The sequence below is a fragment of the Frankia sp. CgJB1 genome, from assembly GCF_977947065.1.
This window is the reverse complement of record NZ_CDWTNB010000120.1, coordinates 1-12498: the sequence shown is the minus strand read 5'-3', so window position 1 is coordinate 12498 and position 12498 is coordinate 1. Positions and strand designations below refer to the sequence as shown.

Sequence of the window (12498 nt, the reverse complement as noted above, 5' to 3'; positions counted from 1 at the left end):
CCCCGACCGGCCCGATCGAGGTAACCAGCCCCGGGGATGCGCAGGCCCCTCCCACGGACTATCCGGTCGCCTCCGAATCGTCCGTCCCGGGCCACATCTCCGCGGTGCCGGTCGCACCGCCGGTCGCCCGCTACACGCCGGCCGTGCCCGTCGCGCCCGTCTCGCCCGCCGCGGGCATGAAGCAGCTGACGGCTCCAGCACTCCCCACCGCGCAGCCGCAGCCGGACCCGGCGTCTCGATCCACCCGCAAGGCCGCGGCGGCAGGCGGCCAGACCGTCTCGCGTCGCCAGCCGTCGTCGGACGGTCGGCTGTGGCCGTGGCAGGAGCCGTGGGTCGGCGTGCGCGATCTCGAACCGTGGGAAGAGATTCCGGTACGGCTCTCTCTGCGCGACCGGGCCCGTATCCCGTTGCCCGGTTCATGGCGGATCGCGGTGACCTCGCTGTTCCCCTACTCCGGGACCACCACCCTTGCCGGAGTCGTCGGGCTGACCCTCGCCGGGGTGCGGGCGCAGCCGGTCCTCGCGGTCGATCTCTGGCCGGGGGAGTCTCCCGGGGGGGCGCCATCGTCGCCTGTGGGCACCGACACCGAGGACGAGGACGAACCACGCGGTGATCCGCTCGCGATCCGGGTCGGCGCGGCCGGAACGACGACGGTCGCCGACGTCGCCCGCCGGCAAGCCTCCGACAGTACGGTGACCGATCTACCCCTGATGATCAATGGTCGTCCCGCGGGCAGCACCAGGGACCTCGACGTGCTTCCCGTGCGACGCGGTGTTGGCGGAGGAGCCGACCGGCACGACGGTGACGGTTCCGGCGACGAGGCGTCCGCCGTCGTCCCCGCGGACGACACCGTCGCCCCGACCGGACTGCGGTCCGTGCTCGGCCTGCTCGCGCATTCCTATCCACTGGTGCTGGTCGACGCGCCGGCCGAGGCACCGCTGACGCCTACGGCGGTCCAGGCCGCGGACCTCATCATCCTCGTCACGCTCGCGACCGCCGCCGATCTGGAGGCGACGCTCACCAGCCTGTGTACGTTGCGGGACGCGGCGGGTGGTGGCTCAGCCAGACACGGCGGGCCGATGATTGTGGCGGCCATGATCGCGCCACGCCGGGGCCGTCCCTCGCCCCGGACCCGCGCGGCGGCGGCCCGGCTCGGGAAGCAAGTCGACACGCTGATCCGGATCCCGTACGACGCCCGGCTCGACCCCAGCAGGCATACTCCGGTACGGATTCCTCGGCTACGCCGACGTACTCGCCGCGCCTACCTCCGGCTGGCCGCGGCTGCCGTGGAAGCCCTGTTCACTCTCGCGAAAGCCGAGGTCACGGCCGCTGCGGGCGCTGTCGATCAGCCGGGGGCCGCGGCTGGCGGCGCCGCGGAGGCGGTCACCGCCCGTGCAGATTCTGACGCTTCCGGCGGCCCACGAGCGACTACCAAGGATCACCGTGCGGCGCAGGGCGTATCATTTGGCGACCTACGGTCACCAACGGCACCCACAAGGATCGCCGGACCGGATCGGCCGGGCGGCCCCCCGCCTGTGGGAAAGGAACCGAGATGATCCTGGACGCCGCCGCCGTCAAGGCGACCGTTGTCCTCGCCGAGATACAGGTCAACCCGGATGACTCCAAGGCGCCTGGCATCAATGCTCTGAAAGACCTGGTCAACGGCCTGGCGGCCTATGCGGTGGTCGCTGCAGTCGCCGCTGTGCTACTGGGTGGTATCGCATGGGCACTCGGCGAGCGGATGGGCCTCGAGCGCGCGTCGATGGTCGGCAAGAGCGGTGTGATCGCGGGCTTCGGTCTCGCATTCCTCGTCGGTGCCGCGGCAGCCTTCGTCAACTTCTTCCTTGCCACCGGCGCAACGGCCACCGCGCCCGACCCTAACCCGGCTGGCCAGCGTCAACCCGCCGTCGAGCTCACCGTTGCCGTTGACCCCGGCGTGGTCCATGACCCATCGTCAACGCTCTTCTGACCTGTTCCCCGGATACCAGCGGGCGGACATTGCGATGATGACCGTGCCGTCTTGTGAGGGGAGTTGGCGTTGGTAAGCCTTATGGAGTGGGCGGCCAGACGTCTGATCATCATCATCGTGACCACTTGCACGGTGAGTGTGATCGGCGGATTGGTCATCGGCCGTTACGTGGTTCCAGACAATGGTTCGAATGGCTCGGATACCGCGTCCGTCGCGCCGCAGACTTCTCCGAGCGCTACCCCGCCCGGAGTGACGCCGACGCTGGTCCCCTCGCCAAAGCCGTCTAGCCAACCGGCCGACACCGCCGCCCCCACCTCAGTCCCCGGTGTCCCCACCCGGATCAACGAGTTCGGTATCCCGGTCGGTTACCCCCGCACCGAAGCCGGCGCCGTCAGCGCCTGCGCCAACTACGATGCTATTACCGGAAATCTCCGAAACCGCGAGCCTTCCCGCATAAGAAGCATGTTCGATTCGATTGCTGCGACCCCCGAATCGGCGAAGCGAATTTCTGAACTGATCATCTCGAATGACATAGAAAGCGCAAAAGCATACGGCGCTTCATCCATTCAATCTCCCAACTTCACTCTAATTGGACGTATCGCCGGATATACGGTTCGATCCTATGATGAAAATAAAGCCGACATCACCCTCTGGGGAACCGTTGCATTCGGCATCTACGGAAATCAAAACCCGAATCTCGCCCCACGGCAGGGTTGGGGAACCGACTATTGTCAGGTCGTATGGAGTTCGGGAGACTGGAAACTTAAAGACGAAAAAGATGGCCCTTCGGAGCCCGCCATCACCGAGCGCGCAGCTGAAAATTTCAAAGAATTTCTATTGGTCGGAGCTGGAACGTGACCGAAGATAAGGAAGTTCTGGCCGTATCGCTTAGTTCACTCAACCCGCTCAACCCCATCAAGGATGCGATATCGGGGAGTGCGGATGCGTACTTCAACTCGATGGGCAAGGCCTTCTGCGGCATGGCGGCTGACCTGTCCAGCTCCATATTCAGCTTCGCGGCGCAGAAGACGACCATCGACCTGAACGCCGACTACGTCGTCCAGAACTACAACATCGCGTTCGGGGTGGCGGTACTGATCGTCACCGGCCTGTTCATCTGCGCCTGCATCATGGGCGCCGTACGCGGTGATCCTCACATCTTCGCACGCGCGCTAGCCTCCACCGGCACCGCGATCCTCGGCTCATTCGTCGCACTCACCCTGCTGCAGATGGTGCTCACTGCCTCGGACGGGATCGCCGACGCCTTCGGTGACGGGAAGCCACTCGGCTCGGCCCTGGTAGCCCAACTGTGGGCTCTACCGGAGCAGGGGAACTTCGCACTCGACATCGTCCTGTCGCTGCTGGTGGCGTTGTTCTCGTTTGCGCTCTTCGTGGTGCTGTACATCCGCAAGGTTGCGATCATCGTGATGGCGGTGTTCATCCCGGTGTATCTGGCCGGGCAGCCGACGATGTCCACGAGCGCCTGGATCAAGCGGGCGACCGAGATCCTCTTGGCGCTTATTTTCGCGAAGCCGGTTATTTACGCGATTTTCACGCTCGGTGCCGGTGTGGCAAGCGACTCGAGCGGCTCCACAGTCGATCAGACACTGACGATCCTCGGCGGGGCCGTGGTGATGATTGCGGCGGTGTTCGCTCCCTTCGTCCTGCTGCACCTGATGGGATTCGCCGACATCCACCTGATGCGCGCCGTCGGTTCAGCAGGTCAGCGCAGTGCGGCGTCGTTCGGCCAAGGGGCGGGTGCGTTGCTGGGATCGACGTCGCGGGAGACTTTCCGCGGAATCGGTGCACGGCTGCAGACCCGCAATCGCGGCATGCTCGGCGACGCCGGTGGCGTCGGCAGCTTTGGCGCCGAGCCCGCGCTGCCCCGGCCGGCCGCGCTACGGACCGGTCGTGGCAGCGGCCTCGGCGCTCCGGCGGGCACGTCCTCCCGGACGGGTGCCGCCACGGCCGCGGTGCGCGGCTCGACGGCCAGCCGGCCCCGGGCCGGCGGTGGCAGTACCCGGCAACCGGCAAGAGCCGCCACCCCCACCAGGGCGACGGTCACGGTCGGCAGCAATTCCAGGCCGGTCGGCGCCACGAGGACGATGCGCCCGGGTTCCGTCACGGGCGGGGCACGCGGGCCCGGTCAGGCCACGACGCGGGTACCCGTGCCCCCGTCGGCGTCCCGGCCTCCGAAGATGACGGCGGCGGTGCCGCCGTCCCGCACCGGCGGCACGTGAGTAGTTGAGTGGCGAGGTAGCGAGGTAGCGAGGTAGCGAGGTAGCCGATGATCGCGGAACGCAGTTACCGCTTCGGACCGCTGGAACGCGGCGGAGTCATGCTGGGCATGCGCTGGCCGCAGCTCGGCCTGATGATCGGCGTGATGCTGTGCGTGCTCGGGGCACTTCGCTCTCCACTCCTGTTCATCCCACTCTGGGTACTGATGGGAGTAATGCTCCTATTTGTTGCGTTCGTCCGGGTGGAGGATCGTAATCTCGACCAGTGGGTGCCGATCCTCTTCGGCTTCACGATGCAGAAGGTGACGGGCGAAACGGTGTTCCGTGGCGCGTTCTTCCGGCTGGGTGCCGGGGAGGACCAGCTCAGCCGAACGGTCCTTCCGGGGCCGCTGTCGTCGCTGGTGATGTTGTCCGTACCGGTCGGCGGCGGCCGGTACGTGGCGGTGGTAAAGGATGCCAAGCAGCAGACCTACACCGCCGTCCTGCAGGTGCAGGGTAGCCAGTTCGCCCTGCTGGAGTCCGGTGACCAGCAGGCCAGGGTGGACGCCTGGGGGGAACTGCTGGCCGGGCTGACCGCCGGGGGCGGCAAACTGTCGCGCATCCAGTGGTTGGAACGCACGCTGCCCGACTCCGGCGACCAGCTTCAGCGGCACTGGCGGGTCCGCGGGCATCACGACGACTCTTGGGCCGCCGACGCCTACCAGCAGGTCATCGACGCGGCGGGCCCGGTGGCGCAGCGACACGAGACCTACCTCTCGTTTCAGCTTCGGGCCAGGGACGCCCGGCGCGCGATCCAGCGGGCCGGGGGCGGTGACCAGGCGGCCTGCGCCGTCCTGCTCGGCGAACTGCGCACGATGGAGGCGGCTCTCGCCCGTGCATCCATCAACACGGTCGGATGGCTGCCGCCACGGGCGCTCGCCGCGGTCATCCGCACCACCTACGATCCGTACTCGATCGAGATGATTGACGCGCGGGGTGGTGCGAGTACGGACCTCGCCGGGGGCCTGAAGGGGTTGGCGTCCGGCATCGACCCGGCGGTCGCGGGCCCGGTCCGGACCGTCACCGCCTGGGACCACTACCGCACCGACTCCGGCTTCCACACGACATACTGGATCAATGGCTGGCCGCGTGTGCCCTCCCCTGCCGCGTTCCTCGCTCCGCTGCTGATGGAGACGACCTGTCGGCGGACGGTTTCACTGGTGGTCGAGCCGCTGCCTGGCCGGAAGGCGGAGAAGGCGGTAAACCGACGGCGGATGGCACACCTCGGTGAACAGCAGATGCGGGACAAGGTCGGGAAGGTCACCACCCAGCGCGACGTGGCTGAGGCCGACGAGGTCGAACGCCGCGAGCAGGAGCTGATCGCCGGATTCGGCGCCTTCCGCTTCCACGGCTTCGTCACGGTCTCCGCCGACGACCTCGACGGGCTCGCCGATGCCTGCGGTGAGGCCGAAACGCTGGCCTCACGCAGCCGGTTGGAGATGGTGCGTCTCGTCGGCGAGCAGGATCAGGGCTTCAGCGTCGGAGCACTACCGTTGGCGGTGGGGGTTTCTTGAGCTCAGCACACGACGACGCCTCGGCCCGCGGGTACCCGGTCCCGACCGGCGGATACCCGACCGGCGGCTATGCGGTAGGCGGTTACGTGCCGGCTGGCTATCCGGCCGGTGGAGCCGTGGCCGGTCGCCCCGAGCGTGCCGACAGCAGCCCCGGCGGCCCGGGCGGCCCCGGCGACGAGGGCGTCGACGGCGACTTCGACGACCCGCCCAGCTACGACGAGGCTGGTTACGACCCCGACGGCTACGAGGCGGCGGCCTACGAGGCCACGTCCCACGACCCGGGACGCGACACCGAGGGCTATGTGGACCTCGGCGGCGGTCCGCGGCGGCGGCGCGAGGGACACATATCCGCGGAGCCCCCCCGGCGCAGCCGGCGCACGGAACGGGCCGCGGCGGCCACCGAGAAGGCGGCGATGCGCCGGGCCCAGCTAGCCCTGCGCCGGGGCGCACAGCCGCCGCGGCTGTTCGGGCCGTTCGGCGGGCGGACGTTCCACAAGCTGCGGCTTCCCGCGCACATGGAGACGACGGCACAGATCGCCGGCATCTACCCGTTCGTCGTCGACTCCGGCTTGGCCGCGCCCGGCATGTACATCGGTCGGCACGTTTGGTCGGGGAACTCGTTCGACTTCGACGTCTTCGAGCTGTACCGCCAGCAGGTCATCGAGAATCCGAACTTCGCCGTGTTCGGCGCGGTCGGCTCCCGCAAGTCGGCGCTGCTGAAGACGCTGATCTCGCGGGGGGCGGCATTCGGCTACCAGGCCGCCGTACCCTGTGACCCGAAGGGCGAGTACACGCGGCTGGCTCGGCGCCTCGGCTGTGAGCCCACCTACATCGGGCCCGGCATGGCCACCCGGCTGAACCCGCTCGACGCCCCACCCCGTCCGATGGGCATCGCCGACGAGGACTGGGCCCGTGAGGTGAAGCGGGCTCGTTCGGCACTCCTGTCGTCCCTGATCGAGACGGCGAAGGGGGTACCGCTCACCCCGGCCGAGCACACCGCGGTCGACCTGGCTCTCGACGTCGTGACCCGGCAGATCACCGGGGCGTCCCCGGACCGGTGGGCAACCCCGCTCCTGCCGCACGTGCTGGAGGCGATGACGGATCCGACCGAGGAGGACTGTGTCAACCTCCCGATGACCGCGACCGAGCTGCGCGACGCCTCCCGGGATGCCACGCTGACCCTGCGCCGGCTCACGCACGGCGCGCTGGGCGGTCTGTTCGACGGGCTTACCACCTCCCCGCTGGACTTCGACCGTCCGATCGCCGTGCTGAACCTGGAGCGGGTCCAGGGCAGCGATGAGATGATCGCCCTGATCATGACCTGCGCGCAGGCGTGGATGGAAGCGGCACTCATGCGCCAGGACGGCGTGCAGCGCTACGTCGTCTACGACGAGTGCTGGCGGCTGATGCGGTTCGCCGGCCTCGTCCGCCGGCTGTCCGCCCAGCAGAAGCTCGCCCGGCAATGGGGATGCGCGAACGCGATCGTTGCCCACCGTATCTCCGACCTGCTGTCCGCCTCGCCGGACTCGGTGGAGATCGCCAAGGGCCTGCTCGCCGAGACCGCGATCCGGATCCTCTACAAGCAGGCGTCCGATCAGATCGCCGACACGCAGGCCGCACTCGGGCTCACCGATGTCGCCGCCGACCTGCTCCCCAGGCTCGACCCGAGCTACGCCCTGTGGCTGATCGGCGCCCGCGCCTTCTATGTCGAGCACGTCGTCGGCGACCTGGAGATCCCCGTGGTGCTCAACGGCTCGAAGATGCACGGCGAGGTCGACGACACCAACCTGACCCCCGACGATCTGGATCCGGCCGAGCTGGACCCGCCGGATCTCGGTCCCGGCCGGCTGCGCCGGATGGCCGACGAACTCCTCGACAACCGGGAACTCGGGAGCGGGGAGCTCGTCGACGGCCCGGCCGTCCCACGGGCCGCCGGCCTCACGGGCAGGTTCGGTTACCCGCCCGTGGAGCCCAGCCCCAGCTCCACCAGCTGACGATCCCCGGGCGGCGCGCCGAGGGCGCGGTACCTGAGGACCTCGACGCGCCGGCAGGGCGGCCCCGTCAGCGTTGGAAGGTCACCCGCAGCACGGCCCGGGCGAGGGTGTGGAAGGTGAGGTTGAAGCCGACGACGGCCGGTGAGACCTCGTCGTTGATCTCTAGTTCCGGAACGTCGACCGCGTGGACGGTGAAGATGTACCGGTGCGGTACGTCGCCCTGCGGCGGCGCGGCCCCGCCATACGCCTTGGAGCCCCAGTCGCTGCGCACGTGATACGCGCCGACGGGCAGGCCGGTGAAGTCACCGCTGCCCGCGCCGCGGGGAAGCTCGGTCACCGCCGCGGGGATGCCCACCAGGACCCAGTGCCAGAATCCGCTGCCGGTGGGCGCGTCCGGGTCGTAGCAGGTGACGACGAAACTCCTGGTCTCGGCGGGCTGACCGAACCAGGCCAGCTGTGGGGAGATGTCGGCACCCCCGGCGCTGGTGTGCACCTGATCGGACGGAACGACTCCACCGTCGACGAGGTCCGTACTGGTCACGGTGAACAGCGGTTTGGCGGGCAGCACGTCGAACGGGTCGGGGGGTGTACCGCGGTCGAGCAGGGACATCTACCATTCCTTCCGTTACGCCATTCGATGACATTCCCGAGACGGAACCGTCACCTGCCGGCTCTACGCTTCTCCGCGATGAAACCTCACCCGGAGGTGCGCCGGGCCGTCGGCATGCGGTTCCAGACAACCTGGTGAGGTCCCGGTGAGACTGGTCACCGCCATCCTGCGTCCACATCGCATCGATGACGTACGCACCGCCCTTGAGACCTTCGGTATTCAGGGTATGACGGTCAGCCAGGTGACCGGATTCGGCATCGAACTGTGGCGTACCCAGACATATCGCGGGCAGACCTTCCACGATGAGTCGGTGAGCGCCGTGCGGGTCGAGTGCGTCGTCGCGGACTCCGACGTCGAGGACGTCATCGAGGTGATCCGGAGATCGGGCGGATCGGCGGCCAGCGGAGCCGGCAAGATCTGGGTTCTTCCTGTTGACGCCCTCGCCCGCGTCCGCACGGGGGAACGCGGACCGGACACCTTGTGAGTGCGGACGCCTCGTGAGTCCGGCGGCGCCCCGGCTGCACCGAGGGCGACCAGCAGACTGCACCGACCGTGACCAGCTCGGTTGCCGCGATCTCTCGATGGCCCCCAAGGCCACAACACCACCCACCAATAGTGAGATGATCGTCATACAAACGATGCTTTCGGTGTGCGACCAGCGACTGTTCCCACCTTTGGGTGACGAGGAGAGGCGACAATGACCCGTTGACCCGATACGGTTGACGGGTCCCGGCGGGCGTCCCGCCGACTCCCCCCGTATCGGTGCGGAGCCCGCCGGGACCCGTCCTCGCGACTTGGCCGCATCACAGGTAACCGTCGCGCGGCTGCGATGACCACCGGGGTATCCCAATCAGCCCCGGTCGTCTTGATCAGTCCCGGTCAGTCCTGATCAGTCTCGCTCAGTCCCGGGGTCTGACGTTGATGAGCAGCCGAGTGACGCCCGCCGCCGCGGTGTGGCCGTACCGCGAAGGTCGCAGCCTCCTCGGCGACCGGGGCACTCCTGCCGAATTCAGCGGAGCCTTCCCGCACGGCACCGTTCCTGGCCCGCTTCCTACGGCGGGCCCGGAGGAATTCGAAAGCGATGGGAAGCACCGAGACGGCGACAATTAGAATCAACATCGGCTCAATTTTGTTCCGTACAAAATCTATCTTACCGAGGTAAAAACCCAGAACCGTGAGGCCGCAACCCCAGACCACCCCGCCCACAATGTTATAGGTGATGAAGATGCGGTAGTTCATCCGGCTCACGCCGGCGATGACCGGAGTGAAGGTGCGGACCACGGGAACAAACCGCGCCAGGATGATGGACCGCGGCCCGTATTTCTCGAAGAACTCGTGCGACTGCTCGACGTACTCCTGTTTGAACAGCCGCGAGTCGGGGCGTCGGAACAACGCCGGACCGGCTCTTCGACCGATCAGGTAGCCGACTTGGTCGCCAGCCACCGCGGCGAGCCCGATCAGGACAGCCGCCACCGGCAGCGGGGTGGAAAGCTCGTCGCGGGCGATCAGCATACCCACGGTGAACAGCACGGAGTCACCCGGGAGGAAGAACCCGACCAGTAGGCCGGACTCCACGAAGACGATCAACAGAACGACAGCCAGGCCCGCTTTGGCCAGGCTGTCCGCGCTGAGGACGCCAGGGCCGAGAGCGAGGGTATTCGACGCGAATGCATTCACTATCGCGGGCCTCCGACAGGCTTCGACGACGGGTTGGACACGTCCGTGAGACCGCGGCAACCATCGAGGGACCGCTACCGCACCCGCCTGAGGACACCGTAAGGGTATCGAGCGCTCTTCCGTCTCCCACCGGGCACCCGCAAGAGTGGCTCCACGGCGTCCCGGGCACGTCCCGGGCACGTCCCGGCAGGTCCGGTTACGCCCGGTACGTCCCTCATGGGTGCCCGATCATAGGTGCCCGAATCGTCCAGCGAAGCGATCCACCGCCAGTCAAGATCCGGCCGGCCCAGGCGGACCGCCGACGCGATGGCCGGATGTGCCTCATTAGACTTAATTCGTGCATTATCGGCGGCCAAGCTTGGATCAGCAGCCTGTTGTCCCGAATGATCCGAGTGGCCCGCCGGCCTGGCCGGATGCGTTAACACCACGGCCCCCGCGCTCCCGGCCAACGCAGTCAGCGCAGTCAGGGAGGCCGACACGATCGGCTGCGGGGGCCACCCCTGTCGGGGCGCACCGATGCCCCTCCCGTCCGGTCCGTACCCCGCTGCTCGCGGTCCGGCTCCTGCTCGGGCTGCTGCCCCTCGCGGCCTGCGGAAAGCGGGCTGGCGGCGGCGACGGATCATCCCCCGCGATCAGTGCCGGCGGACCCGATGAGCGAGGTGCATCGTTACCACCGGGAACCCGCGGGGAAATTCTGTCCAGTCAGGTGGTCGCGCCGGCCCCGACTGGTATCCGGGCGTGGCGGGTGATGTACCGGTCCCACGCGACGCCGGGCGTCGACATTCCGGTGTCCGGGATAATCCTGGCTCCGGAGGAGAACGTTCCGGTTCCGCCGGGCGGCCGAAAAATCGTCGCATTCGAGCATGGCACCACGGGCCTCAAGGATGCCTGTGCACCGTCGGCGGCACGACCCGCGCTGATCGCCGCCGCCTCGACTTTTCCGCTCGTCCGGGCCGGTTATGTCGTGGCCCTCACAGACTATCCGGGGCTGGGGAGTCCCGGCGAACACGCGATCTACGTTGCCGAGCCGGAGGGCAGGGCCGTGCTTGACGCGGCACGCGCCGCCGCTGCCCTCAAGGCGACCGGTGCCGGTCGCGACATCGTCCTCTGGGGCTATTCGCAGGGCGGCCAGGCGGTGTTAGCCGCCGGAGCGCTTGCCGCCGCCTACGCACCCGAGCTACGGATCCGGGGAGTCGTCGCAACCGCCCCCCTGGCCGACCTGCCGGCGTCCCTCGCCACCTTGCAGCACAATACCGACGGGGTCGCCTATGTCCTGCTGGCGATAATCGGGCTGTCCGTCGAGGACCGGACGATCAATCTGGACCGGGTGCTCACCCCGACCGGCCGGCGACTGCTGTCGATCGCCCGCGACCGTTGCGCCACCGACCTCACCAGGGCGAGCATCGGTACGTCCGTCGACACCGCCTTTACCGTCAATCCTCTGGATCATCAGCCCTTCGCAGCCGGATTCGCCCGGCAGCGAGAGGTGGCCCTGCGGAAGATGGCTCCGACCCTCGTTCTCCAGGGTGACCTCGACCTGGTGATCCGACGCACGGTGACCGACGGCGTGGTCACCGGGCTGTGCCGGAAGGGCACGACCGTGGACTACCGGCGTTACCCCGGCGCGGACCACGGCACCGTCCTCGGCGCATCGATGGCCGACCTCACCGCCTGGGTCGCGCAGCGCTTCGCCCCGTACCCGCCGCCGGTCACCGACATCTGCGAGATGCGCGCAGCCCGGTTCGGATCACCCGTCCCCGGATAAACGGGCTCGTCGCCAGCTCACGGCTGTCCCCGGCTCACGGTAGGGCCTGTGGACAACCGTGCGCCCGAGCACACCCTGCCCATCGGTGGTTTGTTGTGATCGTTTGATCATGTATGGGCGGCCGGGGAATTGTCTGGCTGTGTCGGGTAGGGAAGGAGCGGTTCGGCCGCGGAGGTGATCGTGATGACAGAGCCGCTGCCGTGCCCGCCGGCTCCGGCGCCGGTGGAGGCGTACGCATCCCGGTTGGATGGCCTGTTCGCCTCCCGGGCGCAGCGGCGGGCGTTCCGGGACTACCTGGTCGGTCTGCTGCTGCCGCGGGACCGGAACAAGACGCTGACCTGTCTGGCCGGGGCGGAGCCGGTGGTGGGCGCGCAGCACCGGGAGATCCAGCGGCTGCAGTGGTTTCTGTCCGAGTCGCCGTGGGACCACGAGAAAATCAACACTCGGCGGGTTGAGCTGCTCATGGCGGCGCCGGCCACCCGGCCTCATCCCGGCGGGGTACTGATCCTGGACGACTCCGGGGACCGCAAGAGCGGGCACGCCACCGCGGGCGTGTCCCGTCAGTACATCGGTTCCCGAGAACCGACCGACACGCTCGCCGCCGGACACCGGCTCCGCCTCTACCTACCCCCATAGATCACGGATCACGAACTGCCGATCACAACAAACCACCGCCATCCATGGGGACCGCCA

At 68.2% G+C, this 12498-nt stretch carries 11 protein-coding genes; 9 read left to right on the top strand and 2 right to left on the bottom strand.

Annotated features, from left to right (window positions below; all coding sequences use genetic code 11):
* The 6 genes from AC08OT_RS14055 to AC08OT_RS14030 all read left to right on the top strand — a co-directional run.
* The coding region (locus tag AC08OT_RS14055) for a MinD/ParA family ATP-binding protein (RefSeq protein ID WP_476602895.1) at positions 1–1556 on the top strand (1556 nt) is incomplete at its 5' end.
* The gene (locus tag AC08OT_RS14050) at positions 1553–1969 is read left to right on the top strand and encodes a DUF6112 family protein (protein WP_462187218.1); all 417 of its coding nucleotides are present in this window, start codon (positions 1553–1555) and stop codon (positions 1967–1969) included. The genes AC08OT_RS14055 and AC08OT_RS14050, both read left to right, overlap by 4 nt.
* 69 nt (positions 1970–2038) lie before the next feature.
* Positions 2039–2827, top strand: a complete 789-nt coding sequence (locus AC08OT_RS14045; protein WP_476602894.1) for a DUF8175 domain-containg protein — start codon at positions 2039–2041, stop codon at positions 2825–2827.
* Positions 2824–4209, top strand: a complete 1386-nt coding sequence (locus AC08OT_RS14040) for a TrbL/VirB6 family protein (protein ID WP_476593739.1) — start codon at positions 2824–2826, stop codon at positions 4207–4209. The genes AC08OT_RS14045 and AC08OT_RS14040 overlap by 4 nt, the downstream gene beginning before the upstream one ends.
* Before the next feature lie 47 nt (positions 4210–4256).
* Positions 4257–5759 (top strand): SCO6880 family protein, encoded by a 1503-nt coding sequence (locus AC08OT_RS14035; protein WP_462187222.1) that lies wholly within the window; start codon positions 4257–4259, stop codon positions 5757–5759.
* An 86-nt stretch (positions 5760–5845) separates the two neighbouring features.
* A complete protein-coding gene (locus AC08OT_RS14030) occupies positions 5846–7753 on the top strand; it encodes a conjugal transfer protein TraC (RefSeq protein WP_476593741.1) in 1908 nt (635 codons plus the stop codon).
* Between the two features lie 67 nt (positions 7754–7820).
* Here AC08OT_RS14030 and AC08OT_RS14025 read toward each other — a convergent pair whose 3' ends face one another.
* A complete protein-coding gene (locus AC08OT_RS14025) occupies positions 7821–8363 on the bottom strand; it encodes a YbhB/YbcL family Raf kinase inhibitor-like protein (RefSeq protein WP_462187224.1) in 543 nt (180 codons plus the stop codon).
* Between the two features lie 145 nt (positions 8364–8508).
* Here AC08OT_RS14025 and AC08OT_RS14020 point away from each other — a divergent pair, with 145 nt between their 5' ends.
* Positions 8509–8847: a P-II family nitrogen regulator gene (locus AC08OT_RS14020; protein ID WP_476593738.1), complete on the top strand. Its 339-nt coding sequence runs from the start codon at positions 8509–8511 to the stop codon at positions 8845–8847.
* Between the two features lie 395 nt (positions 8848–9242).
* Here the strand turns inward: AC08OT_RS14020 and AC08OT_RS14015 are convergent, their stop codons facing one another.
* Entirely contained in the window at positions 9243–9893 is a 651-nt protein-coding gene (locus AC08OT_RS14015) for a DedA family protein (protein ID WP_476593737.1), read from the bottom strand.
* Positions 9894–10746: 853 nt separating this feature from the next.
* Between AC08OT_RS14015 and AC08OT_RS14010 the strand changes: the two genes are divergently transcribed.
* Complete coding sequence (locus AC08OT_RS14010) at positions 10747–11805, top strand: alpha/beta fold hydrolase (RefSeq protein WP_476593736.1); 1059 nt, start codon at positions 10747–10749, stop codon at positions 11803–11805.
* Positions 11806–11988: 183 nt separating this feature from the next.
* On the top strand, positions 11989–12441 hold the full coding sequence (locus tag AC08OT_RS14005; RefSeq protein ID WP_476593735.1) for a transposase: 453 nt from the start codon (positions 11989–11991) through the stop codon (positions 12439–12441).
* The last annotated feature ends 57 nt before the right edge of the window (positions 12442–12498 follow it).